Annotated in this window: 29 protein-coding genes; 19 read left to right on the top strand and 10 right to left on the bottom strand. The window is 68.7% G+C overall.

All coding sequences use genetic code 11. The features are described from left to right. Positions 1-274: 274 nt before the first annotated feature. Both PV646_RS13475 and PV646_RS13480 read right to left on the bottom strand, forming a co-directional pair. Entirely contained in the window at positions 275-760 is a 486-nt protein-coding gene (locus PV646_RS13475) for a hypothetical protein (RefSeq protein WP_030480625.1), read from the bottom strand. Next, positions 757-1,362: an RNA polymerase sigma factor gene (locus PV646_RS13480; protein WP_500341744.1), complete on the bottom strand. Its 606-nt coding sequence runs from the start codon at positions 1,360-1,362 to the stop codon at positions 757-759. The genes PV646_RS13475 and PV646_RS13480 overlap by 4 nt, the downstream gene beginning before the upstream one ends. 354 nt (positions 1,363-1,716) lie before the next feature. Here PV646_RS13480 and PV646_RS13485 point away from each other — a divergent pair, with 354 nt between their 5' ends. From PV646_RS13485 to PV646_RS13505, 5 genes are all read left to right on the top strand, one after another. Further along, complete coding sequence (locus PV646_RS13485; RefSeq protein WP_500341745.1) at positions 1,717-2,376, top strand: copper homeostasis protein CutC; 660 nt, start codon at positions 1,717-1,719, stop codon at positions 2,374-2,376. Positions 2,377-2,461: 85 nt separating this feature from the next. Next, positions 2,462-3,739, top strand: a complete 1,278-nt coding sequence (locus tag PV646_RS13490; RefSeq protein WP_500342388.1) for an extracellular solute-binding protein — start codon at positions 2,462-2,464, stop codon at positions 3,737-3,739. Beyond that, complete coding sequence (locus PV646_RS13495; RefSeq protein WP_500341746.1) at positions 3,736-4,626, top strand: carbohydrate ABC transporter permease; 891 nt, start codon at positions 3,736-3,738, stop codon at positions 4,624-4,626. Before PV646_RS13490 ends, PV646_RS13495 begins: the two co-directional genes overlap by 4 nt. Beyond that, a complete protein-coding gene (locus tag PV646_RS13500; protein WP_245777631.1) occupies positions 4,623-5,456 on the top strand; it encodes a carbohydrate ABC transporter permease in 834 nt (277 codons plus the stop codon). The genes PV646_RS13495 and PV646_RS13500 overlap by 4 nt, the downstream gene beginning before the upstream one ends. Then, a complete protein-coding gene (locus tag PV646_RS13505; protein ID WP_500341747.1) occupies positions 5,453-6,823 on the top strand; it encodes a beta-N-acetylhexosaminidase in 1,371 nt (456 codons plus the stop codon). Before PV646_RS13500 ends, PV646_RS13505 begins: the two co-directional genes overlap by 4 nt. Here the strand turns inward: PV646_RS13505 and PV646_RS13510 are convergent, their stop codons facing one another. Together PV646_RS13510 and PV646_RS13515 are read right to left on the bottom strand one after the other, a co-directional pair. Further along, a complete protein-coding gene (locus PV646_RS13510) occupies positions 6,824-7,054 on the bottom strand; it encodes a PspC domain-containing protein (RefSeq protein WP_500341748.1) in 231 nt (76 codons plus the stop codon). Positions 7,055-7,138: 84 nt separating this feature from the next. Further along, positions 7,139-7,522 carry a VOC family protein gene (locus PV646_RS13515; protein ID WP_500341749.1) on the bottom strand — a complete coding sequence of 128 codons (384 nt, stop codon included), beginning with the start codon at positions 7,520-7,522 and terminating at the stop codon, positions 7,139-7,141. Between the two features lie 29 nt (positions 7,523-7,551). Between PV646_RS13515 and PV646_RS13520 the strand changes: the two genes are divergently transcribed. The 9 genes from PV646_RS13520 (at position 7,552) to PV646_RS13560 (ending at position 16,687) form a co-directional block, all read left to right on the top strand. Further along, entirely contained in the window at positions 7,552-8,382 is an 831-nt protein-coding gene (locus PV646_RS13520; protein WP_500341750.1) for an AAA family ATPase, read from the top strand. Beyond that, positions 8,379-9,353 (top strand): vWA domain-containing protein, encoded by a 975-nt coding sequence (locus tag PV646_RS13525; protein WP_500341751.1) that lies wholly within the window; start codon positions 8,379-8,381, stop codon positions 9,351-9,353. The genes PV646_RS13520 and PV646_RS13525 overlap by 4 nt, the downstream gene beginning before the upstream one ends. Further along, positions 9,346-10,437 carry an XdhC family protein gene (locus PV646_RS13530; protein WP_500341752.1) on the top strand — a complete coding sequence of 364 codons (1,092 nt, stop codon included), beginning with the start codon at positions 9,346-9,348 and terminating at the stop codon, positions 10,435-10,437. Before PV646_RS13525 ends, PV646_RS13530 begins: the two co-directional genes overlap by 8 nt. 80 nt (positions 10,438-10,517) lie before the next feature. Beyond that, positions 10,518-11,051 (top strand): (2Fe-2S)-binding protein, encoded by a 534-nt coding sequence (locus PV646_RS13535; RefSeq protein WP_500341753.1) that lies wholly within the window; start codon positions 10,518-10,520, stop codon positions 11,049-11,051. Then, positions 11,048-13,474: a xanthine dehydrogenase family protein molybdopterin-binding subunit gene (locus PV646_RS13540; RefSeq protein ID WP_500341754.1), complete on the top strand. Its 2,427-nt coding sequence runs from the start codon at positions 11,048-11,050 to the stop codon at positions 13,472-13,474. Before PV646_RS13535 ends, PV646_RS13540 begins: the two co-directional genes overlap by 4 nt. Next, on the top strand, positions 13,471-14,292 hold the full coding sequence (locus PV646_RS13545; RefSeq protein WP_500341755.1) for an FAD binding domain-containing protein: 822 nt from the start codon (positions 13,471-13,473) through the stop codon (positions 14,290-14,292). Before PV646_RS13540 ends, PV646_RS13545 begins: the two co-directional genes overlap by 4 nt. After that, positions 14,289-14,885: an SRPBCC family protein gene (locus tag PV646_RS13550; RefSeq protein ID WP_500341756.1), complete on the top strand. Its 597-nt coding sequence runs from the start codon at positions 14,289-14,291 to the stop codon at positions 14,883-14,885. Before PV646_RS13545 ends, PV646_RS13550 begins: the two co-directional genes overlap by 4 nt. Positions 14,886-14,890: 5 nt before the next feature. Then, a complete protein-coding gene (locus tag PV646_RS13555; RefSeq protein WP_500341757.1) occupies positions 14,891-16,003 on the top strand; it encodes a CapA family protein in 1,113 nt (370 codons plus the stop codon). Between the two features lie 78 nt (positions 16,004-16,081). Further along, on the top strand, positions 16,082-16,687 hold the full coding sequence (locus PV646_RS13560; RefSeq protein ID WP_500341758.1) for a Uma2 family endonuclease: 606 nt from the start codon (positions 16,082-16,084) through the stop codon (positions 16,685-16,687). On the opposite strand, the gene PV646_RS13565 is transcribed toward PV646_RS13560, so the two are convergent. The 6 genes from PV646_RS13565 to PV646_RS13590 all read right to left on the bottom strand — a co-directional run bounded on the left by PV646_RS13565 (position 16,677) and on the right by PV646_RS13590 (position 22,435). Further along, positions 16,677-17,627 carry an o-succinylbenzoate synthase gene (locus PV646_RS13565; protein ID WP_500341759.1) on the bottom strand — a complete coding sequence of 317 codons (951 nt, stop codon included), beginning with the start codon at positions 17,625-17,627 and terminating at the stop codon, positions 16,677-16,679. The two genes, PV646_RS13560 and PV646_RS13565, sit on opposite strands and share 11 nt — an antisense overlap. Continuing rightward, positions 17,618-18,031 (bottom strand): GerMN domain-containing protein, encoded by a 414-nt coding sequence (locus PV646_RS13570; RefSeq protein ID WP_500341760.1) that lies wholly within the window; start codon positions 18,029-18,031, stop codon positions 17,618-17,620. Before PV646_RS13570 ends, PV646_RS13565 begins: the two co-directional genes overlap by 10 nt. Before the next feature lie 206 nt (positions 18,032-18,237). Further along, positions 18,238-19,614, bottom strand: coding sequence for an ATP-binding protein (locus PV646_RS13575; RefSeq protein WP_500341761.1), 1,377 nt, complete (start codon positions 19,612-19,614; stop codon positions 18,238-18,240). After that, positions 19,611-20,291 carry a response regulator gene (locus tag PV646_RS13580; protein WP_500341762.1) on the bottom strand — a complete coding sequence of 227 codons (681 nt, stop codon included), beginning with the start codon at positions 20,289-20,291 and terminating at the stop codon, positions 19,611-19,613. Before PV646_RS13580 ends, PV646_RS13575 begins: the two co-directional genes overlap by 4 nt. Positions 20,292-20,369: 78 nt before the next feature. Beyond that, the gene (locus tag PV646_RS13585) at positions 20,370-20,798 is read right to left on the bottom strand and encodes a hypothetical protein (RefSeq protein WP_500341763.1); all 429 of its coding nucleotides are present in this window, start codon (positions 20,796-20,798) and stop codon (positions 20,370-20,372) included. Further along, a complete protein-coding gene (locus tag PV646_RS13590; protein WP_500341764.1) occupies positions 20,795-22,435 on the bottom strand; it encodes a DNA repair helicase XPB in 1,641 nt (546 codons plus the stop codon). The genes PV646_RS13585 and PV646_RS13590 overlap by 4 nt, the downstream gene beginning before the upstream one ends. 109 nt (positions 22,436-22,544) lie before the next feature. Between PV646_RS13590 and PV646_RS13595 the strand changes: the two genes are divergently transcribed. From PV646_RS13595 to PV646_RS13615, 5 genes are all read left to right on the top strand, one after another. Continuing rightward, positions 22,545-23,132, top strand: a complete 588-nt coding sequence (locus tag PV646_RS13595) for an LppU/SCO3897 family protein (RefSeq protein ID WP_500341765.1) — start codon at positions 22,545-22,547, stop codon at positions 23,130-23,132. 50 nt (positions 23,133-23,182) lie between these two features. Further along, positions 23,183-23,665: an LppU/SCO3897 family protein gene (locus tag PV646_RS13600; protein ID WP_500341766.1), complete on the top strand. Its 483-nt coding sequence runs from the start codon at positions 23,183-23,185 to the stop codon at positions 23,663-23,665. Positions 23,666-23,775: 110 nt separating this feature from the next. Continuing rightward, positions 23,776-24,288, top strand: coding sequence for an LppU/SCO3897 family protein (locus tag PV646_RS13605; protein WP_500341767.1), 513 nt, complete (start codon positions 23,776-23,778; stop codon positions 24,286-24,288). A 123-nt stretch (positions 24,289-24,411) separates the two neighbouring features. Continuing rightward, positions 24,412-24,969, top strand: a complete 558-nt coding sequence (locus PV646_RS13610; protein WP_500341768.1) for an LppU/SCO3897 family protein — start codon at positions 24,412-24,414, stop codon at positions 24,967-24,969. 84 nt (positions 24,970-25,053) lie between these two features. Next, a complete protein-coding gene (locus PV646_RS13615; protein WP_500341769.1) occupies positions 25,054-25,881 on the top strand; it encodes an LppU/SCO3897 family protein in 828 nt (275 codons plus the stop codon). Positions 25,882-25,924 lie beyond the last annotated feature (43 nt).

Below are 25,924 nucleotides of genomic sequence, written 5' to 3' on the forward strand. Positions count from 1 at the left end.
CCGCTTCGTTTCACCTCTGAAAGGCCCGGTTCGCTTCGGCGAGCCGGGCCTTTCGGCTTTCCCGGCCCCGAAACGGTCCGTCACGGGTCTGCAGAGGGTGCGTGCGGCGACGCGCGAACGAATCAGTGCTGCCCGTGCGTGGCGACGTCACGCACGGGCAGATGCCCACCCAGTTGGAAATGGCACCGGGCCGGTGCGAACCGCACCCGGTGCTCACCCGGCCATGAACCCCAGAACCCCAGAAAAACGCCGCCGCACTTCGAACAGAAGAAACTCAAAGCATGATCGTGGGCGTGACAACCGTCCGCCCGGGCTCCCCGCGGGAATTCACCAGGTGCACCAGGATCTGCGTGGTCCCGGCCGGCACGTCGGGAAGGACGAACCGCCCACCGTCGTCGGCCCGCGTGCAGGACGACTGGTGGTCGGCCACCCGGACCTCGACCTCGTGCTCCCCGGCAGGAACCAGCCACCCGTCGATCCGGTGCCGAGACCCGGTCGAGGTGAAGTTCACCATCAGCGTCAGGTTGTCGACGGTGAAGGTGATCGTGCCGGTCTGCCCGCCCCGGACCCCGGCGAACGACCCAGCGCGTTCCCACCGGGCCACTTCCACGTCCAGCGACTCCAGTGCGATCGCGAACTTCACGCGGTCCACCAGGTCGGCGGGTGGCGGGTCCAGTTCGTCGACGAGCCTGTTCAGTTCGGAGAGGACTGCGGTGTCCTCAGGGCCCCTGCGGTCGTCGCGCGGGTCGATCTCGTTCACCGCGATCCTCCTTCCGTCTCCAGGTAGTTGCGCAGCAGTGTCAGACACCGTCCCCTGGTCGGACCGATGCTGCCGTGGGGCATGGCCAGTGCCTCGGCGACTGCCCGGTACTCCGCGCGGCCCGCGAGCACGGTGAGTCGGAGCAGTTCCTGGCACCTCGTGGTCAGGCGGCCGAACGCGAGCCACAGGCGGCGGTCGCGGTCGTCCATCAGCGTCACGTCCTCGGGCAGGCCGGTGTCGGACTCGAGCTGCTCGGCGTATTCGTCGGACAGGTGCGTTTCACGCTTGTTGGGTGTCCAAGTTCGGCGTGCTTCACGCCTAGTCGTGACCACCAGGTAGCCGACCAGGGCTTTTGGCTCGTTGATGTTCTCGATGTTCTTCAAGAACGCGAGCCACACGGTCTGCACGACGTCTTCCACGGTGGTTCGGTCGAGGCCCTGTCCGCGTGCCACGTGCCACAGCAGCGGGGTCAGGTCGTCCACCAGAACGTTCAGCGCGTCCCGGTTGCCCTCGCGTGCCGCCGCTACGCACACCGCGTGCCGTTCGGTGCCTTCAAGCCCGTCCCACGGCGGACGGTCATCCGCCGTGTGCAGCTCGTCCATGCAGCACCTCCGATCGGCCGCCCTGTCAGCGCCGTCCGCCAACTCATGAAGGGCTAACTGGGCGGTAGATACCAAATTCACTCGAATGGAGCAGTATTACCGCCAAGTGACCCTCATCTTCCTCCGGGTACGCCAGCGGCCCGTGAATCCCCCTCCGAGTCACGGGCCGCCGGTGATGGGAGCTCGCGCCGGCCGGCACCCCTCGAACCGGCTGACGCTCGCTCCACGCCTGAACAAAGCGCTCATCGGAAAAGAGCGGAACTCAGGCGAGCAGATACACCCTCTGACGCGCCGAACGGCCTGCGCGCTCCCGATTCCCGAAAGCACACGACGAAGAGCGTTATGGTCTAGACCATGCCGATTCTCGAAGTGATCGCACTGGACGCGCAGGACGCCGAGGCCGCTCAGGCCGGCGGTGCCGACCGGCTCGAACTGGTCGCCGACATGGCCTCGGACGGCCTCACGCCGTCGATCTCCACCTTCAAGGAGGTGCGGAGGGCGGTCGACATCCCCATCCGCGTGATGCTCAGGGACGCCAAGGGCTTCGCGCCCGGTGACCTCAAGCAGTTGAGGCGGAGTGCGCGCGACCTCAGGGAGGCCGGCGCCACCGAGTTCGTCCTCGGTTTCCTCGACGCGGGAGGCGAGATCGACGAGGGTGTCACCCTCAACCTCGTCGCCGAACTGGAAGGCTGCGCCTGGACCTTCCACCGCGCGCTGGACAACTCCAACGACGTCTTCCGCTCGTGGGAGGTCATCAAGACCCTCGGCTGCGACACCGTGCTCGCCGCCGGCAGTGCGAAGGGCGTCGAGGACGGCATCGAGAACCTGAAGAAACTCGTCACCCAGGCTCCGCCCGCGCTGCTCGTCGGCGGCGGTCTGCAGGCACGGCACGTGCCGGAGTTGCTGGCAGCGGGCGTGAACGGATTTCACGTCGGCAGCGCGGTCCGTCCGTCCGGATGGGACTCCCCGGTCGATTCGGCATCAGTTCGGGAATGGGTCAATCGTCTGGTCTAGACCCTTGCCCTAGTCCGTTCTACAGTCACGTTGCTTCCTGTGAAATAGCTGTTGCAACATACGCAACGTGAAGGGCGCGACGACGATGCGGCTGAAGACACTTGCGGCGGTGCTGGGCGTGGGCGCGGTGGTCGCCTGCGCACCGGTGCAGTCGGGACCGACGAGTTCGGGTACGGATGAGCAGACGGGACAGCTGCGCGTGTGGCTGTTCGACGAGGTCAACCGCGGACCCAAGGAGGCCGTGGTCAAGGAGGCGATCTCCGAGTTCCAGGGCAAGCACAGCGGCGTGACCGTCGACGTGCAGTACATCCAGGTGTCCAGTCGGGCAGAGCGCTTCAAGGCCGCGTTCAGCGACCCGAAGAGCGCGCCGGACGTCGCCGAGTTCGGCAACACCGACCTCGCGGGCTACGTGTCCGCGGGCGGCTTCTCCGAGCTCGACCTGGGCAAGTGGGACGAGTCGAAGGACCTGGTCCCGACGATCCTCGACACGGCCAAGGTCGACGGCAAGACGTACGGCGTGCCGTGGTTCGTCGGCGTGCGCGCGTTGTACTACCGCACGGACGTGTTCACCGAACTCGGCCTCAAGCCGCCGACGACGTTGGACGAGATCGCGACGACGGCCCGTGAGATCCGGCAGAAGAAGCCGGAGCTGATCGGCATCTCGGCCGGCGGCAAGTACCTGTTCGCCGCGCTGCCGTTCATCTGGGCGCAGGGCGGGGACCTCGCGAAGTCCGACGGCGGCAAGTTCACCGCCACGATCGACAGCGCCGAGGCCAAGGCCGGTGTCGCCAAGTACACCGAGCTGATCAAGGACGACATCTGCCCGCCCGCCACCTGCGCGGGCAACGGTGGTGACGCGAGCGTCGAGGCGTTCCGCGCGGGCAAGGCCGCGATGACCATCGGCGGTGACTTCAACCGCAAGTCCGTCGACGCTTCTTCCGCTGCCGGCAAGTACGGCGTCGTGCCGCTGCCCGGCAAGGACAAGGGCTCGATCGCGCCCGCGTTCGCCGGTGGCAACCTGCTCGGCGTCATGAAGGGCACGCAGCGCAAGACGCTCGCCAACGAGTTCACGCAGCTGCTCGCGTCGAAGAAGTACCAGCAGAAGATGTACACGGCGATGGGCAACCTGCCGACGTTCACCGACGTGCAGAAGCAGGTCGCGGACTCCGACAAGTTCCTGGAGCCGTTCACGAAGACCCTGCAGTCCGGCACGAAGTTCGTCCCCGTCACGCCGGCGTGGGCGAAGATCGAGGCCCAGACCGTGGTGCCGACGATGCTCCAGGAGATCGTCACCGGCGCGAAGAACGTCGACGCTGCCACAGCCGATGCCGCCAAGACGATGAACGCGGCCTTCACGTCGTGAGTGTGACCGCCAAAGGCCAGGGGCGGACCGCGTTCGCCTACCTGGCTCCAGCGCTGCTGATCCTCGGGGGCCTGCTGGCCTACCCGATCTACCAGCTGGTGCTCATCTCGCTCTACGACTACGGCCAGGAACAGGTCAGCGGCGGCGCGCCGCTCGAGTTCCTCGGTCTCGGGAACTACCAGAAGCTGCTGGGAGACCAGCAGTTCTGGGGAGTCTTCGGGCAGACCGTCGCGTTCGCGGCGGTCTGCGTGGTCGGCACGTTGCTTGTGGGCGCGTTCCTCGCAATCCTCGCCACCCGCGTACGCACGTGGGTGCGCATGACGTTGTTCCTGGCGGCGCTCGGCGCGTGGTCCACGCCCGCCGTCGCCGGTTCGACGATCTGGCTCTTCCTGTTCGACGCGAACTTCGGGTTCGTGAACGAGGTCCTGGGCATCCAGGGCTTCTCCTGGACGTTCGACAAGTGGACGGCGTTCGGGCTCGTTGCCGCACAGGTGATCTGGTGCTCGTTCCCGTTCGTCATGGTGACGCTCTTCGCGGGCATCAAGGCGATCCCGGGCGAGGTGCTGGAGGCCGCCGCGCTGGACGGCGCGTCGGCGTTCCGCACGGCGTGGAGCGTCACGCTCCCGTTGCTGAAGCCGATCATCCTCGTGGTGACGATCCAGTCGATCATCTGGGACTTCAAGGTCTTCACGCAGATCTACGTGATGACGAACGGCGGCGGCATCGCCGGGCGCAACCTCGTGCTCAACGTCTACGCCTATCAACAGGCGTTCGCGGCGTCCGAGTACGGCCTGGGCGCGACCATCGGTGTCGTGATGACCGTGCTGTTGCTGGCAATCACGATGTTCTACCTGCGTGCGCTCAAGAAGTCGGGGGAGGTCCTGTGAGGCGCTGGCTGACCGAGGGCTTCGTCCTCATCATCGCCGCGGTGGTGGCGTTCCCGCTGTTCTGGATGGTGCTGTCCGCCTTCAAGCCGGAGGACGAGATCATCTCGGCCGACCCGGTGCCGTGGACGACGCGGCCGACGCTCGACAGCTTCACGCGGGCGCTGACCGTCGCGAACTTCGGGCGCTACTTCATGAACAGCATCATCGTCGCGTTGATCGTGGTCGCCCTGAGCATCCTGATCTCGTTCCTCGCGGCGACCGCGCTCACCCGCTTCCGGTTCCGCAGCCGCACGACGTTGCTGATCATGTTGCTGGTCGTGCAGATGGTGCCGGTCGAGGCGTTGACCGTGCCGCTGTTCTTCCTGATGCGGTCCGTGGGTGACTCGGTGCCGGTCTTCGGCCTGAACCACCTGGGCTCGCTCGTGCTGGTGCACCTGGCTTTCAGCCTGCCGTTCGCGATCTGGATGCTGCGGGGCTTCGTCGCCGCGGTGCCGGTGGAACTGGAGGAGGCCGCCACCCTGGACGGCGCCTCGCGGTTCCGGTTCCTGTGGCAGGTGCTGTTCCCGCTCGTCGCGCCCGGCCTGGTGGCGACGAGCGTGCTGTCGTTCATCCACGCCTGGAACGACTTCCTGTTCGCCAAGACGTTCATCATCTCGGCCGTGGAGAACCAGACCCTGCCTCTGGCGCTCCAGGTGTTCGTCAAACCCGACCAGAACGATTGGGGCGCGATCATGGCGGGCTCCACCCTGATGACCATCCCTGTGCTCATCTTCTTCGTGCTCGTGCAACGCCGTCTGGTGTCCGGCCTCGCGGGGGCGGTGAAGGGATGAACCTCCTCCCACGGCCCGTGTCCTACGTGGACGGCGGCAGACTCTGCGCTTACCAGGGCTGGGAGACCGTTCTCGTGGACGGTCCTCCCGGCGGCTATCGGCTGCTGTCGTCCGACGACGGTGTGCTGATCGAGGCGAACGACGCGGCCGGCGAGATGAACGCGTTGCAGACGTTGCGGCAACTCCTCGGAGTGCAGTCGTTCCGGGCCGCGGGGGAGAAGCCGTCGGTCATCCCCGCGTGCGAGGTCGTGGACTACCCGCGGTTCGCGTGGCGGGGCGTGATGCTCGACGTCTCGCGGCACTTCCTGCCCAAGCGGGAGGTGCTGCGCTACGTCGAACTGCTGTCCGTGCACAAGCTCAACGTCCTGCACCTGCACCTCACCGACGACCAGGGCTGGCGCTTCGAGTGCAAGCGCTACCCGAAGCTCACCGAGGTCGGGTCGTGGCGGGAGGACTCGCGGTTCGGCGACCGGCGCTCCGGCGGTCTGAAAGGCCGTCCGCACGGCGGTTTCTACACGCAGGACGACCTGCGGGAGATCGTCGAGTACGCGCGGGCACGGCACATCACGGTGATCCCGGAGATCGACGTCCCTGGGCACTCGCAGGCGGCGATCGCGGCCTATCCGGAACTGGGCGCGCACGGCGGTGGCGTCTGGACCGACTGGGGCGTCAACGAACGCGTGCTCACCACCGAGGAGTCCACAGTGGACTTCTATCGGAACGTGTTCGACGAGCTGATGGACGTCTTCCCGGCGGAGATCATCGGACTCGGCGGTGACGAGGCACCCGGTCACGAGGACGGCGTGCTGGTCCGGGCGATCGCGGAGCACATCGCGAGCAGGGGACGGCGGCCGTACGGGTGGGACGAGGTCCTGGACGCCCGTCCACTGCCTTCGAGCACTGTCGTCGCGTCCTGGCGCGGCATCGAGAACGGCGTCACGGCGCTCCGCGCGGGTCACGACGTGGTCATGTGCCCTGAGCAGCACGTCTACCTGGACTACCGGCAGTCGGACTCGCCCGACGAACCGATTCCGGTGGGCACGGTGACAACGCTGGAGGACGTCTACGCGTGGGATCCGGTGCCCGAAGGCCTCACGGGCGAAGAGCCCGGACGGCTGCTGGGGGCACAGGCGAACATCTGGACCGAGCACCTCGACTCGGCCCGGCGGGTGGACTACGCGGCGTTCCCGAGGCTGGCCGCGTTCGCCGAGGTCGTGTGGTCCCCGGCGGAGAAGGACCCCGAGTTCGTGCAGCGACTCCAGGAGCACCACCTCCCCAGGCTGGACGCACTGGGGGTGGAGTACCGGCCCCTCACCGGTCCCCACCCCTGGCAACGGCTACCTGGTGTTCCCGGGTTCCCACGGTGATCACACGGCCGGCTCTTCCTCGGGCATGAGGATCCAGGCGGCGACGTAGAGGATCGCTCCGGTGCCGAACCCGAGCAGCGTCGCCGCCACGAGGATGATCCGCATGATCGCGGCGTCCACCCCGATCATCTTGGCGACACCGCCGCAGACGCCGGCGAGCATCTTGTCGCTGCGACTCCTGCGGAGCTTCTTGACCTGGTCGGTGGCTTCGTTGAGCACGTTGTTCGTCATGGCTCAAGAGTCGTCGAATCCGAGGCCCGGTACATCGGTGACCACCCCGAACCCGACCCTGATTCAGGGCAGGGACCCCAGGGTTCAGTCGAGGCAGAACTCGTTGCCCTCGACGTCCTGCATGACGATGCACGACTCGTTCTCCTCGTCGGCCTCCATCACGCGCACCAGCGTCGCGCCGATCGCCTCCAGCCGGGCGCGCTCGGCCTGCAGGGTGGCGAGGCGTTCGACGCCCACGAGTCCCGTGCCGGCGCGCACGCAGACGTGCACCCGGTTCTTGACGACCTTGCTCTCGGGAACGCGCTGGAAGTAGAACCGCGGACCCTCGCCCGTCGGATCGGCGACCGAGGACCACGAACCGTCGCTCTCCGGCGGCGCGTCGTAGCCGAGCACCTGGCTCCAGAACTCAGCGACGCGCACGGGTTCCGCGCAGTCGAAGGTGATCTGGACTTTCTTGATCGAAGCCATTCGCCCAGGCTAGTCGTACGCTTTGGCTCATGGAGTCCCCCGAGGCACTGGCGTCAGGGCTGGACCGCGCGGGCTACCTGCCGGACGGCGGGATCGCCACGGCGGCGTTCCTCGCGGTCGCGATGGGACGGCCGTTGTTCCTCGAAGGTGAACCCGGGACCGGCAAGACCTCGCTCGCACTGGCCATGGCGCGGACGCTGGACGTGCCGCTGATCCGCCTGCAGTGCCACGAGGGCATCGACGCCACGCAGGCCCTCTACGACTGGGACTACCCGCGCCAGCTCATGCACCTGCGTGTGCTCGAGACGCGGGGCGAAGTGGACGAGGCCTCCCTCTACACGCGACGGTTCCTGCTGGCCAGACCGTTGCTGCGAGCGTTGGAGAACGCGCCGTGCGTGCTGCTCGTCGACGAGATCGACCGGGCGGACGACGAGTTCGAGGCGTTCCTGCTGGAGGTGCTGTCCGAGAACGCGGTCAGCATCCCCGAGTTCGGCGAGATCAGGGCGACCACACCGCCGTTGACGGTGCTGACCTCGAACCGGACCCGCGAGGTGCACGACGCGTTGAAGCGCCGCTGCCTCTACCACTGGCTGGAGCACCCGTCCCTGGACCGCGAGGTCGCGATCCTGCGCCGCACCCTGCCCGGCCTCGACGAACGGCTCGCCCTGAAGGTCGCGGAGGCCGTGCAGAAGATGCGCGGCCTCGACCTGCTCAAACCACCGGGCGTCGCGGAGTCGCTGGACTGGGCGCGGGCGTTGCAGGCGCTGGGACGGAGTGAGCCGGACGCGGAGACCCTGGGCGCGGTGCTGAAGTACCGGGAGGACGCGGAACGTGTGATCGGGAGCACAATCGTGGGGTGACGGAAGCCTGCGTGGGGTTCACCCGCGTCCTGCGGGGCGCCGGGCTGCCTTGCGGGCCCGACCGCGTCCAGGCTTTCCTGCGGGCCACCGAACACGTCGACCTCTACTGGGCCGGACGCCTCACGCTGTGCGCCGACCCGGACGACCTGCCGCGCTACGACGCCGCGTACCGGGCGTACTTCGGTGGCACCCCGCCCCGTCCCCGCACGACGGTCGAACTCGACTCCATGACCGTCGGAGTGGCCGCGTCCGACGTGGAAGTGTTGAAGCACAAGGACATCTCCGAGTTCAACGCCGCGCCGCTGATCGCCCGGCTGAAGCCGCTGCCGCCGCGCAGACGGTCGCGCCGGCTGCGCAAGGCCCGTCGCGGGCGGATGGACCTGGCCCGCACCGTCCGCGCGATGATCGAGACCGGCGGCGAGATCGCCCTGCCGCGTCACCGGCGTCGTGGTGTGAAGGCGCGCCGGCTGGTGTTGCTGATCGACGTCTCCGGCTCGATGGCCGCCTACTCGGACGCGTTGCTGCGGTTCGCGCACGTCCTCGCGCACGCCATGCCCGTCGAGGTCCGCACGATCGGCACCCGGCTGACCCGCGTGACCCGCCAGTTGCGCGAACGCGATCCGGAACGGGCTGTGAAGGCCGCGGGGCGGGCCATCCCGGACTACGAGGGCGGCACCCGGCTCGGGGACGCGCTGCGGCGGTTCAACCAGCAGTGGCGGCAACGGGGTGCGGTGGTCGTGCTGTTCAGCGACGGCTGGGAGCGCGGCGACCCGAGCCTGCTGGCGACCGAGATGGCGAGGCTGCGGCGGGTGAGCCACAAGGTCATCTGGGCCAACCCGCACGCCGGCAAGTCCGGCTACCGGCCCGTCCAGCGAGGAGTGCGGGCGGCGCTGCCGCACGTCGATGCGATGGTGGCAGGGCACAGCGTGCACGCTTTGGAAGAACTGCTGAAGGAGGTGCGCCGTGCGTGATGTCCTCTACGACCTCGCCGAACGGGTGGCGAACGGCGAGACGGTCGGGGTCGGCACGGTGGTCGCGACCTTCAGTTCGGCACCGCGGCCCGCCGGTGCGGCGATGCTCGTGACGCAGGACGGCGAGGCGGTCGGCAGCGTGTCCGGCGGCTGCGTCGAGGGCGCCGTCTACGACCTGGCCCAGTCGTTGGACGACCCGGTGCTGCAGCGGTACGGGGTGAGCGACGACGACGCGTTCGCGGTGGGCCTGACCTGCGGCGGGATCATCGACATCTACGTCGAGAAGATCAGCGCCGAGACGTTTCCGCAGCTCGCCGAGGTGGTGGAGACCGTGCGCGCCGAGGAGCCGGTGGCCGTCGCCACGGTCGTCGAGCACCCGTCCGGCATCGGGCGGCGCATGGTCGTCTGGCCGGACCGTCGCGACGGCAGCCTGGGGAGTGAGCGGATCGACGACGCCGTCGCGGACGACGCGCGCGGCATGCTGGCGTCCGGCCGCAGCGGAGTGCTCCAGTACGGACCGGACGGTCAGCGGCGCGGCGAGGGCATGAGCGTCTTCGTGAACTCGTTCGAACCGCCGCCGCGCATGCTCGTGTTCGGAGCGATCGACTTCGCCGCCGCGATGGCCAGGCTCGGCGCGTTCCTCGGTTACCGCGTGACGGTCTGCGACGCACGGCCGGTGTTCGCGACGCGCTCCCGGTTTCCCGAGGCGGACGAGGTCGTCGTCGCCTGGCCGCACAAGTACCTCCAGGCCGAAGCGTCCAAGCTCGACGAACGCACGGTGATCGCGGTGCTGACGCACGACCCGAAGTTCGACGTCCCGTTGCTGGAGGTCGCGTTGCGACTCAAGGTCGGTTACGTGGGCGCGATGGGATCCCGGCGCACGCACGAAGATCGTCTGCAACGGTTGCGGGAGGCGGGTCTGACCGAGTCCGAACTAGAGGCTTTGGCCTCGCCGATCGGCCTGGACCTGGGCGCGCGGACTCCGGAGGAGACGGCGGTGTCGATCGCGGCCGAGATCATCTCCTTGCGGTGGAAGGGAAGCGGCAGGCGCCTGGTCGATCTTGGTGAACCGATTCATCACTGATCGGGTTGTTGAACTCGCAAACAGGGAGCAAGCTGGAGTGACCCTCGTCACCTAAAGGCCCACCACCCTGGGAGGGTTCAATGCACATCTCGGTCAACGTCGACGGAGTGACATACGCCGACGAGGTCGAACCCCGCCTCCTGCTCGTGCACTACCTACGGGAGCGATTGAGCAAGACCGGCACCGTCGTCGGTTGCGACACCGGCAACTGCGGCGCCTGCACTGTTCACCTCGACGGCCACAGCGTGAAGTCGTGTCAGATGTTGGCCGTGCAGGCGAACGGGCATGAGATCACCACGATCGAAGGCCTCGCTCGCGACGGCAAGCTGCATCCCGTGCAGGAGGCTTTCCACTCGAACCACGCGTTGCAGTGCGGTTTCTGCACGCCCGGCATGATCATGCAGGCCATCGACCTGCTCGCGGACGAGTCCGATCCCGACGACGAGACCGTGCGCAAGGGCCTCGAGGGCAACCTCTGCCGCTGCACGGGCTACCAGAACATCGTGCGCGCCGTTCAGGACGCCGCCCAGCGGATGAAGCCCGGCGCGGGCCCGAAGCAGGAACAGCACAGCGACGAGCACGTCTCGTCGAAGCAGCCGGTAGGTGGGGAATGACCGCCACCGCGGAGCCGGAGATCGGCAAATCCAGGCTGCGCAAGGAGGACGCGCGCCTGATCACCGGCGAGACCAGGTGGACCGACAACCTCCAGCTGACCGGCATGCTGCACATGGCGGTGCTGCGCAGCCCCGTCGCCCACGCCCGCATCACCAACATCGACGTCAGCCGCGCGACGACGATGCCCGGTGTGGCCGTGGTGCTGACCGGTGAGGACTTCGCCGCCGAGCAGGGTTCCCTGCCGTGCGCCTGGCCGATCACCGAGGACATGAAGTCGCCGCCCGCACCCGCGCTGGCCGTCGACCAGGTCAACTTCGCCGGTGAGGCCGTCGCGCTGGTGATCGCCGACAGCGCGTACCGCGCCGCGGACGCGCTGGAAGCGATCGACATCGACTACGAGGACCTCCCTGTCGTGCTCGACATGGAAGAAGCCTTGCGGGACAACGATCTGGTGCACCCGGATCTCGGCACGAACAAGTGCGCGACGTGGATCTTCGACTCCGCCGAGGCCGGTGCCGGGACGAACGTCGAGGACGAGATCGCCGCCGCCGACGTCGTGATCGAGCGGACGTTCCGGCAGCAGCGGCTGATCCCGGCGTTCATGGAACCGCGGTCGGTCGTCGTGGACTCGAGCGCGGGCATGTTCACCGTCTGGTCGGCGACGCAGATCCCGCACATCCTGCGGTGGATGCTCTCGGCCGTCACGGGCATCTCCGAGAGCAAGCTCCGCGTGATCGCGCCGGACGTCGGTGGTGGCTTCGGCGGCAAGCTCCAGGTCACGCCCGAGGAGCTGCTGTGCCTGCTGGTCGCCCGCCGCATGGGGCGTCCGGTGAAGTGGACCGAGACGCGCACCGAGTCGATGCTCGCCGCGCACCACGGCCGCGACCAGATCCAGAAGATCACGCTGTCCGCCCGCCGCGACGGCACCGTGACCGGCCTGAAGGTCGAGCTGCTCGCCGACATGGGCGCCTACCTGCGGCTGGTCACGCCGGGTGTGCCGATCCTGGGCGCGTTCATGTTCAACTCGATCTACAAGTTCGCCGGCTACCGGTTCGAGTGCACCAACGTGTTCACGAACAAGGTGCCCACGGACGCCTACCGCGGTGCTGGTCGGCCCGAGGCGACGTTCGCGATCGAGCGGATGATGGACGAACTCGCGGTCGAGCTCGGCATGGAGCCGATGAAGCTCCGCGAGATGAACTGGATCAAGCACGAGGAGTTCCCGTTCACGACGGTCGCCGGGCTGACCTACGACTCCGGCAACTACGAGGCCGCGACGGCCCGTGCGATGGAGCTGTTCGGGTACGACGAACTGCGCGAGGAGCAGGCGCGGCGTCGTGCGGACGGTTCCGTTCTGCAGCTCGGCATCGGGATCTCCACGTACACCGAGATGTGCGGGCTCGCGCCGTCCCGGGTGCTGGGCGCGTTGCGTTATGGCGCGGGCGGGTGGGAGACCGCGTCGATCCGGATGCTGCCCACCGGCAAGGTCGAGGTGATCACCGGGACCTCGCCGCACGGGCAGGGCCACGAGACGGTGTGGTCGCAGATCGTCGCCGACCGGCTCGGGGTCCCGTTCGAGGACATCGAGGTGCTGCACGGCGACACGGCGACGTCGCACAAGGGCATGGACAGCTACGGATCGCGTTCGCTGGCGGTCGGTGGCACGGCTCTGGTGCAGGCCGCGGACAAGGTGCTCGCCAAGGCACGCACGCTGGCCGCGCACATGATGGAGTGCGACGAGGCGGACGTGGAGTTCGCTTCCGGCTCGTTCTCCGTCCGCGGCACGTCGACGGTGCGTGCGCTGGGTGACGTGGTGCTGGCCGCGCACGTCGCGCACGACCTGCCCGAGGGCATGGAACCCGGCATGGACGCCGACGCCACGTTCGACCCGGACAACTTCTCGTACCCGCACGGAACCCATTTGTGCGCAACGGAAGTCGACACCGAGACGGGCATGGTCAAGATCGTGCGGTACGTCGCCGTCGACGACGTCGGCACGGTCGTGAACCCGTTGATCGTCGACGGTCAGGTGCACGGCGGGCTCGCGCAGGGCATCGCGCAGGCGTTGTACGAAGAGGCGACGCACGACGAGATGGGCACGCTGACGACGGCGACGTTCGCCGACTACCTCGTGCCGTGCGCGGCCGACCTGCCGGCGTTCCTCACGGACCGCACTACGACTCCGGCGACGTCCAACCCGTTGGGCGCCAAGGGAGTCGGCGAGGCGGGCACGATCGCCTCGACGCCCGCCGTGGTGAACAGCGTGCTGGACGCCGTGCGGCACCTGGGCGTGCGGGACATCGAGATGCCGATGTCGCCGGAACGCGTGTGGACCGCGTTGCAGGGCAGGCCTGACGAGGGTGCCGGAGAAGTCGCCGCGGGCGGACTCGGTTCGATCGACGCGCAGGGAGGACAGTCGTGATCCCGGCGGAGTTCAAGTACCTGTTCCCGTCCACTGTGGACGAAGCCGTGCGGATGCTCGCAGAGGAGGGCGAGGACGCCAAGGTCATCGCGGGAGGGCAGTCGCTCGTGCCGGTGCTGCGGATGAGGCTGGCGGCGCCCACGGCGTTGATCGACATCGGCGGCCTGACCGAGCTGACGGGCGTGCGCGACGACGGCGACTCGCTGCTCATCGGTGCCATGACCACGCATTACGAGGTGCAGCGCGATCATCTGATCCACGACCACGCGTTGTTGCTCAAGCTGGTCACGGACACGGTGGCCGACCCGCAGATCCGGCACCGCGGCACGTTCGGCGGCTCTCTGTGCCACGCGGACCCGGCGGGCGACCTGCTGGCCCCCGCGCTGGCCCTGGACGCGGTGATGATCATCGCCGGGCCGTCCGGACGCCGGGAGGTGCCCGCGTCGGAGTTCTTCGTCGACTACTTCACGACGGCGCTGGCCCCCGACGAGATCCTGCTCGACGTCCGCGTGCCCAAGTACACCGGCTGGGGCGCGCACTACGAGAAGCTCAACCGGGTCGCGCAGGCGTGGTCGATCGTCGCGGTCGCGGCGGCCGTGCAGGTCAGCGACGGCCTGATCGCCGCCGCCAGGGTCGGTCTCACCAACGTGGGGTCCGGGCCGGTCCGCGCGGTCGAGGTCGAGTCGGCCCTGGTCGGGCTGCCCGCCACCGCCGAGTCGATCTCGGCGGCCGCCGCGCAGGCGTCGACCGGCGACGGCTACAAGGACAACCTGGCTCGGGTGCTGACCGGTCGCGCGCTGACGGCGGCTGTCGGATGAAGTTGACGCACTCCTTCGAGTCGCCCGGGCCCGCCGAGGAGGTGTGGGAGGCGCTGCTCGACCCCGAACGGGTCGCGCCGTGCCTGCCCGGCGCCACGCTGACCTCGGTGGACGGCAAGACGTTCAGCGGGGAGGTGAAGGTGAAGCTCGGCCCGGTGCAGTTGCTGTACCGCGGCACCGGCGAGTTCGTCGAGATCGACCCGGTGCTGCGCCGTGCCGTCATGAAAGCCGCCGGCAAGGACACCCGCGGCAACGGCACGGCGTCCGCCGTCGTCACCTTCGTCGTCGGCGATTTCGTCGAGGTGGAGACCGACCTGGCGATCACGGGCCGTCCGGCGCAACTCGGTCGCGGCCTGATCGCCGAGGTCAGCGGCAAGCTCGTCGCCCAGTTCGCGGAATGCCTGGCGGGCACGCTGGGATCCGTGGATCCTGACGAGGTGGCGCAACAGCAGCATCTCCGAGTGGTCCCCGACGAGCCGATCGACCTGATCGACACGGCAGGCGTTCCGGTGTTGAAGCGCGTGCTGCCCCTCGCGGCCGCAGTGCTGGCGGTCGCGCTGTTCGTGGTCCTGCGACGCCGGCGGCAACGCTGAAGCGTGTGGTCCGGTGGCCGGCATTCGTGCTGGCCACCGGCCTTTTGCTGTCCGCGTGCACCGGTTCCCCGGTCGTCATCACCTCGGCGCCCGTGCCACCGTCGTCGACCTCCCAGGGCCCGCCCCCGCCGCGGTCGTTCGTGCTGACCGCGGGCGGTGACATCCTGATCCACCCCGCGCTGACCGACCAGGCCGTGGCCGACGGAGGCGCGGCGGGCAAGGACTTCCTGCCCCTGTTCTCGGGCATCAAGGACACCCTGAAAGCCGATCTCTCGCTGTGCCACCTCGAGGTGCCGCTGGGGGCGAAGGAGGGCCCGTTCTTCGGCTACCCGGCCTTCCTCGCGCCGCCCGAGGTGGCGAAGGGCCTGGTCGACGTCGGCTACGACTCGTGCTCGACCGCCTCGAACCACACCCTCGACCGAGGCGTCTCCGCGATCACCACGACGTTGGACGCGATGGACGCCGTCGGCCTCAAGCACACCGGCTCGTTCCGCACGCAGGAGGAGTCGGTCGCCCCGCTGATCCTGGACGCCGGTGGGGTTCGCGTGGCCCAGCTGTCGTTCACGTACGGCTTCAACGGCATCCCGCTGCCCCAGCCGTGGCGAGCGAACCAGATCAACGCCACGAAGATCCTCGCCGACGCCCGCGCGGCCCGTGCCGCCGGCGCCGAGGTCGTCGTGCTGTCCATCCAGTGGGGCAACGAGTACCAGCACGAGGCCACCGAGGACCAGAAGGCTCTGGCCCGTCAGCTCCTGGCAGACCCGGCCCTGGACCTGATCATCGGCACGCACGTGCACGTCGTGCAGCCGTTCGAGAAGATCGGCGGGAAGTGGGTCGCCTACGGCCTCGGGAACGAGGTCGCCCGGCACGCCGAGCCCCGTGGCGTGACGGAGGAGGGGGCGATCGCGCGGTTCAAGTTCGAGCAGGGGCCTGCGGGGTGGTCCGTGGTCGACGCGTCCTACACGCCCACGCTGGTGGAGCTGGGACCGCCGATCCGGCTGGTGGACCTCACTCGGGTGCCCGCGTCGGAGCGGCGGACCGAGGCGATCAACCGGACCGAGGGGATCGTGTTCAGCATGGGTGCCGCTGAGCAGGGGCTGAAGCGGGCCAAGCCTTAGACCGCTTGAAGGTGTGTAATTGCGTCCGGGATTGGAGCTCCTCCATGTGCGACGGTGGATGAGACGGAAGGAGACGCGGTGACCGCGCTACCCGATAGGCCTCCGAGGCGTCTGCTTGCTGTTGCAGCGGGTCCGATGACCGTTGCTCAGTACGCCGCGCTCGGAGAAACCGAAGACGGCTATACGGAATTGGTAAACGGCCGTCTGATCATGTCCCCCAGTCCTATCCCCGAACACAACATCGCTGGCTTGAATCTGTGCGTCCAGCTCATCAGTCAGTTGCCTGACGATCTCGAAGTAATCCTCGACATGGATGTGGACCTGGAGTTGGCCTCGCCGGACAAGCCCGGCTATGTCCGACGGCCAGACCTGATCGTGGTCCGACGTAGTGCGCGCAAGCGTCGAAAGATCGAAGGTGGCCTGCTCAAGGCATCAGAAGTCGTGCTTGTGGTCGAGACTCTGTCGCCGAGTTCGCGCGGTACGGACTATCGCGCCAAGCGAGACGAATACGCCTGGGCCGGCATTCCGTTCTACTGGATCATCGACCTCGACGAGCCGATCTCGTTGGCTCCTCTGCATCTGGCCGGACAGTTCGGCTATCAGGAGGCGCCTGCGGAGACCAGGGTCTACGAGGCGGTCGAGCCGTTCCCGCTGAAGATCCAGGTGGATCGACTCATCGACTGAGTTTGCTCAGCACCCTGTCGTACCGATTAATCCAGGCCTCGGTGAGCGAAACGCTCTCGTACCCCTCGACGCGGTCCGGCACGGGCGCTTTTGTGCGCACCGGCAGATAGCCGTCGACCGGTACGAGTGAATCGCTCGTGACGTCGCCGTCCAGCAGCGACAGCGTCGCCAGCCCACACGCGTAGTCGAGCGTCGGCAACGCCGCCGCCAACGCCACCCCGGCCGCCATGCCCACGGACGTCTCCAACGCCGACGACACCACGCACGGCAGCCCGCACGCCTCAGCCACCTCGAGGGCCTTCCTGACCCCGCCGAGCGGCGCCACCTTGATCACCGCGATGTCCGCGGCCCCCGACACCGCCACCTTCAACGGGTCCTCGGCCTTGCGGATGGACTCGTCCGCGGCGATCGGCACACCGACCTTCCGGCGCACCGCGGCCAGCTCGTCCAACGTGTGACACGGCTGTTCCACGTACTGGAGCCCACCGGCGGCCCTGTCCATGGCCTTGATCGCGGCGACGGCCGTGTCGACGTCCCACAGCATGTTCGCGTCGACCCGGATCGCACCCCGCGGCCCCAGCGCGTCCCGCACGGCTTCGAGCCTCGCGCAGTCCTCTTCCAGCGTCGACTCCGCGACCTTCACCTTGGCCGTCGAACAGCCCGACCGGGCCACGATCTCGTGCGCCTTCTCGGGACGGACCACGGGCACGGTGCAGTTGACCGGGACGCGGTCTCTGACCGGAGCCGGCCAGCCCTCGTTCGCGGCCTCCAGCGCACACGCGAGCCAGGCCGCGGCCTCGTCGTCGTCGTACTCCTCGAACGGGCAGAACTCGCCCCACCCGGCCGGACCTTCGAGCAGCAGTCCGGTGCGCTGGGTGATGCCGCGGAACCGGACGCGCATCGGAACGGAGTAGACGTGCACGGCCCGATTCAAGCGCACTTCTGGAACTCCAGCGAATGCCCGCCCCCGCGCAGGTTCACCGAGCTGACGGGCTGAACGGCCAGCAACGTGCACACGATCTGCTGCACCGCCGCGGCACTGAGCTGCGAGACATCGCTGGACAGGTTCACGTCGAGGCCGTTCGAGACCCGGTCCACGGTGGCGGGTGCGGCGTCGAACGGCACCTCGGTGGTGAGGCCGCGGGCCTGCTCGGCGTTGGTCGGGCCCTGGGCGAGCAGCGCCACGACGTCGAAACCGCTCAGGCTGCCCTCGGACCGGCCGACCGGCACCACCCTGCCCTCGGAGACCCAGAAGAGCGACGGCGAGGTGTTCTCGACGGGGCCGCTGGGGGCTTCGAGGCCGGGGATCGGGTCGGTGGGGCGGATGCCGCACGCGGTGAGCACGGCGAGGACGAGGACGGCCAGCCCGAGTTCGCGCGCGGATCCCCTCAGTCCGAGCGGACGCGCGGATCTTGCGGGCCCGAGCGGACGCGCGGACCCCCTCAGCCCGAGCGGACGCGCGGATCTTGCGCGCCCAAGCTGACGCAGGGGTCCCCTCCAGGGGGTCCCCCTGATTCCATTCTCCCAGGCAGCACCGACAGTTTTCGGCCTCACGACCCACCGCCCAGCGGAAGCCGCAGCGTGAACAACGCTCCGCCCCCGGGCCGGTTCGCCGCCACCAGCGTGCCCCCGTGCAGCCGCGCGTTCTCCCACGCGATCGCCAGCCCGAGCCCGGACCCCTCCGACCGCCCCCGCGACGAATCCGCCTTGTAGAACCGCGCGAACACGTGCGGCAGCACCTCGGACGGCAACCCCGGACCGGAGTCCGCCACCTCGATCACCAGCGAAGATCCCGACACCGACAGCACGAGTGACACCGGCGGCGCGCCGTGCCGCAGTGCGTTGCCGACCAGGTTCGCCACGATCACGTCCAGCCGTCGCGGGTCCAGCTGTGCGCGCACGCCGTCCGGCAGCGAGGCGGACACGTCCGAGAAGCCGCGCATCCGCAGGCAGGTCCGCACCACCTCGGCCACGTCGACGTCGTCCAGCGCGAGCGCCGCCGTGCCCGAGTCGAAGCGCGTCACCTCGATCAGGTCGTTCACCAGCCGCGTCAGGTTGAGCGTCTCCCGGTTCACCAGCCGCGCCGCCTGCCCGGCCACACCGGGCAAGGACGCGGTCTCGGCGTCGAGCACATCGGTCACGGCGGTCATGGCGGCCAGCGGGGTGCGTAGCTCGTGCGACACGTCGGCGACGAACCGCCGTGCGTCGGCTTCCATCCGTCGCAGCTCGCCGACGTGGTGTTCCAGCGACGAAGCCGTGCTGTTGAAGGTCGACGCGACGGAAGCCAGTTCGTCGCGCCCGCGCACCGGCACCCGCGCGGACAGGTCCCCCTGCCCGAGTTGCCAGGCCGCGAGCTGCAGTTCCCGCACGGGACGCAGCACGCCGCGCGCAGCGAGGAAACCCAGTCCCAGAGCCAAGATCAGCACGGCGCCGCCGATCAGCCACGCGTTGCGCGCGAGTTCGTCCACGAACGCGATCTCCGACGTGAACGGCCGCAGCACGTACACCTCGATGCCCGACGAACCGCCCGACGACACGCGCAGTTGCATGCCGACGACGAGCCACACGCCGCCCGAGTACGAGACGCGCTGCCAGCCGACGCGGCCGGTGGACACGAGCGCACGCAGCTCCGCCGTGATCACCGACGGGTCCATGCCGCCCGCGGAAAGCCCGTTGCCGTAAGCCAAAGCCGAGCCCTCACGCCCCGAGACACGTGCGGCGACCCGTTCCAGGACGCCGGTGTCCACGGCTCGTGCGGGCAGCGGGAAGAGCTGCTCGACGCGGTTCGTGGTCTCGATGACGGCGTTGTCCTGCGCGCGCTGCACGATCGCGTCGCGCGCCCGCACGTAACCCGCGCCGGCGACGGCCGCGGCGGTGATGATGGTCAGCAGGGCGAACGCGAGCAGCAGTCGCAGGCGGAGCGTCACAGCGGTCCGAAGCGGTAGCCGAAGCCCCGGACGGTCTGGACGTACACGGGTGCGGCCGGGTCGTCCTCGATCTTCGACCGCAGCCGCTGCACGCACGCGTCGACCAGCCGTGAGTCGCCGAGATAACCCTGGTCCCACACGGAACTCAGCAGTTGCTGGCGCGACATCACGCGGCCCGGAGACGAGGAGAGTTCCAGCAGCAACCGCAGTTCCGTCGGTGCCAACGAGACCGGCCTGTCGAACCGCGTCACGACGAGGCCCTCGCGATCGATCGTCAGGTCGCCGTGGCGTTCGGCCACGACCTCGGCGGCCGAGGCGGTCGAGCGGCGCAGCACCGCCCGGATGCGCGCCTCCAGCACACGGGCCTGGGCCGGCTTGGCCACGTAGTCGTCGGCACCCGCCTCCAGGCCCGCGACCACGTCGATGTCGTCGTTGCGCGCGGTGAGCATGATGATCGGGAGGTCGCCGCCGGCCCGGATGCGGCGGCACACCTCGAACCCGTCCACGCCGGGCAGCATCAGGTCCAGCACGACGACGTCGGGCGTGACGCTGCCCAGCAGTTCGAGGCCTTCCTCGCCCGTGCGCACCGCGTCCACGGTGTGTCCCTGGTAGGTCAGGGCGAGCGACAGTCCCTCGCGGACCGCCTCGTCGTCCTCGATCAGCAGTACGCGCGGCATGCCCTCCAGCCTTCCCGACGGGTCTCATGGGGACGTTCGTGCGACGTCATCGTTGCGTAACGACCCCCTCGACAGCGCCTAGTCGAGAGCGGCGGTGTGGCGCAGCTGCTCCGGAGTCGGCTCCGCCACCAGCACCCGCAACGCGTCCGCGAACTGGTCGAACCGCCGGTCGAACTCGGCCAGCTCGCGCGAAGGCTCGGCCACCAGTGCCGCCCGCCCGGCCCGGGGCACCGCGGTGGCCAGCGCGTCACGCAAGGGCTGGGCCCGCCGCAACGCCACGAGCAACGTCCACAGCCGCTGCTCGACCAGCGCCACCTGCACCGGGTCGCCGGACACGCGCAGGAAGTCCGCGCGCACGGCCGTGGCGCGCCGTCGTTGCACCGGGCAGGTGAAGTCGGCGGCCCGCACGACCTGGGTGTCCGAGGCGGACCGGGCCAGCGACTCCTCCGACCGGAACCGCCGCACGGGCACGGTCCCGGCCGGGTCCCACATCCACCAGGACGTCATCCGACCAGGTCGTCGGCGTCGACGATCTTGTAGGCGTAGCCCTGCTCCGCCAGGAACCGCTGGCGGTGCGCGGCGTAGTCGGCGTCCAGGGTGTCCCGCGAGACGACCGAGTAGAAGTGCGCCTGCCTGCCGTCGCCCTTGGGGCGCAGGATCCGGCCGAGGCGCTGGGCCTCCTCCTGCCGGGAGCCGAACGTGCCGGACACCTGGACGGCCACGGACGCCTCGGGCAGGTCGATCGAGAAGTTCGCGACCTTCGAGACCACCAACGTGCGGAGCTCGCCGCGGCGGAACCGGTCGAACAGTTCCTCGCGTTCCTTGTTCTTCGTCGATCCCTTGATCACCGGCGCCCCCAGTTCCTCGCCAAGCTCGTCGAGCTGGTCCAGATAAGCACCGATCACGAGGGTCGGCTCGTCGGGATGGCGATCGAGGATGCGGCGGACCACCGGGATCTTGGTCCGGGCCGTCGAGCAGAGCTTGTAGCGCTCCTCGGGTTCGGCCGTGGCGTACTGCAGGCGCTCGTTGTCCGTCAGCGTCACCCGGACCTCGGTGCACTCGGCGGGCGCGATCCAGCCCTGCGCCTCGATGTCGCGCCACGGCACGTCGTAGCGCTTCGGGCCGATCAACGAGAAGACGTCGCCCTCCTGGCCGTCCTCGCGGACCAGCGTCGCCGTCAGTCCCAGGCGCCGGCGCGACTGCAGGTCGGCGGTCATGCGGAACACCGGCGCGGGCAGCAGGTGGACCTCGTCGTAGACGATCAGGCCCCAGTCGCGCGAGTCGAACAGCTCCAGGTGCTTGTACTCGCCCTTCGACTTGCGGGTGATCACCTGGTAGGTCGCGATCGTGACCGGCCGGATCTCCTTGCGCTCACCGGAGTACTCGCCGATCTCCTCCTCGGTCAGCGACGTGCGCGCGATCAGCTCCCGCTTCCACTGCCGGCCGGCCACGGTGTTCGTGACCAGGATCAGCGTGGTCGCCTGGGCCTCGGCCATGGCCGCCGCGCCGACCAGCGTCTTGCCCGCGCCGCACGGCAGCACGACGACGCCGGAGCCACCCGCCCAGAACGTCTGCGCGGCCAGGCGCTGGTAGTCGCGCAGCTTCCAGCCGTCCTCCTCCAGCGAGATCGCGTGCGCCTCGCCGTCGACGTACCCGGCCTCGTCCTCGGCCGGCCAGCCGACCTTGAGCAGCAACTGCTTGAGCCGCCCGCGCTCGCTCGGGTGCACGATGACGGTGTCGTCGTCGATGCGGGCCCCGAACATCGGCGCGATCTTCTTGTTGCGGAGCACCTCTTCGAGCACGGCTCGGTCGGTGGTGTGCAGCACCAGACCGTGCGCCGGGTTGTTGGCGAGCACCAGCCGGCCGAACCGGCCCATCGTGTCCACCACGTCCACCAGCAACGGCTGCGGCACCGGGTAGCGGCTGAACCGCACCAGCGCGTCGACCACCTGCTCGGCGTCGTGCCCGGCCGCGCGCGCGTTCCACAAGGCCAGCGGCGTCACCCGATACGTGTGCACGTGCTCCGGAGCGCGCTCCAGCTCGGCGAACGGCGCGATGGACGTGCGCGCGTCGTCGGCGAGCGGGTGGTCGACCTCGAGCAGCAGCGTCTTGTCCGACTGGACGATCAAAGGGCCATCGGTCACGCTCACAAGTCTCCCTGACGACGCCAAATGCGTTCGACCTGCGTCAACTGGTGACGACAACTGTGAGGCGACACACGCAGCCAACACCCGGTGTCGTAGTTTCTCGCCCATGAGCACCGAGTCGACTGATCCCGTCGAGCCGCCGGCCACGGTGGCACCGGCTCCCGAAGAGGCCGAGACCGACGAGTCGCCCAAGAGCAACAACTGGCTGAAGTTCGTCATCGTCGGCGTGCTGGCGATCGTCCTGGTCGGCGGTGGCGTGTGGGCGCTCACGTCGCTGGGCGGCACGAAGGTCGGCGACTGCGTCAGCGCCTCGCCGAAGGACGTGGACAAGCCGGACGGCGACTGGAACCTGTCCTCGAAGAGCTGCACCGACGCGGAGGCCAGCCACCGGGTCGCGAAGGTGCTGCAGAACGCCGACGAGGACCAGTGCTCCACCGAGGGCATCTACGACCAGATCAAGTCCGGCGGCGACTCGATGTGCCTCATGCCGAACCTCGTCGAGGGCAACTGCTACACGTCGAACGACAACGGCGCCTTCCAGAAGGAGGCGTGCACGACCGAGTCGCCCGTGAAGATCGTCAAGAAGGTCGACGGTCTGCCCGAGGAGGGCACGGTGTGCCCCGAGGGCTCCAGCGAGCTGCGGTTCGCCGAGCCGGCCTCGGTCTACTGCATGGGTGTCCACGAAGGATCCTGATCGGGTGAACTCGGTTGAGTTGAACCCCTCCTGACGCCGATACCCAGGCCATGAAGAAGGTCGGCCTGGGTATCGCCGTTGTCCTCGCGCTCGTGCTGCTGGGCGGGTTCGTCGTGAACCAGCTCGGCGACGTGGCCGCGGCGGCGCGCGCCGGCGACTGCGCGAAGATCTCGGGTGCGCTCGACAACCCGCGCTACGAGGCGCTCGACTGCCGTTCCGAGCAGGCGAACGTCAAGATCGCGAAGGTCCTCGACTGGAACGAGAAGACCTGCCCGTCCGGCGGCATGGACTACTCGACGTACACGGGTGACGCCACGCTGTGCCTCATGCCGAACTTCGTCGAGGGCGCCTGCTACGGCCAGGACTCCGAGAGCGGCATCGCGAAGGTCGACTGCGCCACGAAGGACTCGGTGAAGGTCGCCAAGGTGCTCAGCGGCAAGGCCGACCGCGCCGCCTGCGGGGACTCGCGCGCGGCCGTCTTCCCGGAGCCCGCGATCACGTTCTGCCTGGAGCGCGGCGACCAGAAGCAGTGACCGCATCCGGTCGCAGCCCGTTCAGAGGTTGAGGTAAGAGCCGGGGCGACCGGCGTGATCTTCGCGTGAACCGCACCTCTCCCGACCGTCCACGTGGAACGCTGCGCGGCGTGATCATCGACGAGCCCGCCGTGCCCGGCAAAAGCCTGGGCAGGCGCGTGCTGACCTACTCCCTCACGCTGGTCGTCGCGGCCGTCGTGATCTACGGGGTCTCCGAGTTCCTGGCGCCGATCACGGCACCGAAGGCGGGGGACTGCGCGAACGTCACCGGGTACTCGGACGAACCGGACCTCGACGCCGTCGGTTGCGGGTCCTCGAGCGCGAACTACCTGGTCACCGGCAGCGTCGCGAAGTCGAAGGACTGCGCGAACTCCTACGTGGACATGGTCACCGGACGGGCGCAGGACCCGGAGGTCAGGATCTGCCTCGTTCCTCTGTGGACGGAGGGCGCCTGCTACCCGCCGGGGTCCGGGCGCATGGAACTCACGCCGGTCGAGTGCGGAGTGGACTCGTTCAAGGTGACGAAGGTCAGCCACGACGTGCCGGCGCCGTCGTGCGCGCCGGACGAGCAGAGGTTCAGCTACCCCGAGGTGAAGCTGACCTACTGCACCGCGACCTTCTAGGTGATCCAAGCCGCCGTAACGTTTCCGTAAAGCCCGAGAAGTTTCTCGTGCCGCGTGGCACTCTCTGCTCCGGCTGTGTCGGGGGGCATGGGCCGTCTGGGGTATTGGGAATGAGAGACGAGCATGAGCACGACTGAATCCGCTTCGCCCGCGTCCGCGCCGGAGCCCACGCAGGAGCCCGCGCCGAAGAAGTCCAGCATCGGCAAGCGGATCCTGACCTACGTCGTCGGCCTGATCGTGGTCGGTGGCGCGTTCTACGCGTTCAACTACTTCAGCAGCGACGTCGCGCAGGCCAAGGTCGGCGACTGCGCCGCGGTCAGCGGCACGTCGACCGCGCCGGAGTACAAGGCGGTCGACTGCGGTGCGGCCGACGCGAACTACACCATCGGCAAGACCGGTGGCACCAGCGAGGTGTGCGGCAACGGGTACGACGAGTACACGCAGACGCAGCGCCGCGGCCCGAAGACGAAGCTGTGCCTCGCGCCGCTTCTCGCCGAGGGCAAGTGCTACGCCGAGAACGTCGGCGGTGTCGGCGCGAAGGCCGTGGAGTGCAACGAGTCGGCCGCCTTCAAGGTGACGAAGGTCGTCAAGGACTCCGCCGCACCGCAGTGCCCCGAGGGTGAGGAAGCACAGTCCTTCCCCGAGGCGAAGCTGCACTACTGCGTTGGCGCGCCCGCGTAACAGGCTCGAACCAGCGAAACCGGAGTCCGTGTCCCACGGCTCCGGTTTCGCTGTCTCTCGCGTGACTCATCCGAGGAGAATCCAGTGACCGACCCCAACCACCCCCAGCAGCCAGGGCCCTACGGGCCGCCTCCCGGTGGACAGCCGCAGCAGCCCTACGGCCAGCAGCCCGGTCCCTACGGTCAGCCGCCCCAGCAGGGCTATCCCGGTCAGCCCGCGGACCCGTACGCCCAGCCCGGCCAGCCGTACGGCCAGCCCGGTGACCCGTACGCCCAGCAGCCGCCGAACCCGTACGGCCCGCCTCCCGGCCAGATGCCCGGCCAGCCGCTGGGCCAGCCGATGCCCTACGGCCCTCCGCCCAAGAAGAGTGCCGCCGGCAAGATCATCGGTTCGATCGTCACCATCGTCGTGCTCGTCGGCGTCGGCATCCTGGTCAAGGTCCTGATCGGCGGCGGCCTGAGCGCCATCACCGAGCCGTCGGCCAAGCCGGGCGACTGCGCGAGCGTCACGGGCACCACGTTCAGCCCGAAGTACAAGAAGGTCGACTGCTCCTCGGCCGAGGCGAACTACTTCATCGCCAAGGCCATGAAGTCGACGTCCGATGCGTGCCCGAGCGAGGACTACGCCGAGTACACCGAGTCCGGCCGGCGTTCGTCGTCGCTGAAGCTCTGCCTGGTCGAGAAGCTCGAAGAGGGCAAGTGCTACCAGGAAGAACTCGTGAAGATGAACATGGAGGGCATGAAGATCATCGATTGCTCCAAGGGGGGCAACGAGTTCGCCGTCCAGAAGACCCTGAAGGTCGAAAAGGTCGTCAAGGCGGCCACCGCGGAGTGTGGTGAAGCGACCGCGATTTCGTACGCGGAACCCGCCCCGGGCATCACTTACTGCATCTCCGCCATCGGCGGACAGTGACGAACGAGAAAGGCGGGCCGGCATTCCGGCCCGCCTTTCTCAT

This window comes from Streptomyces sp. ID05-26A, assembly GCF_033794685.1.
Classification (GTDB): domain Bacteria; phylum Actinomycetota; class Actinomycetes; order Mycobacteriales; family Pseudonocardiaceae; genus Lentzea.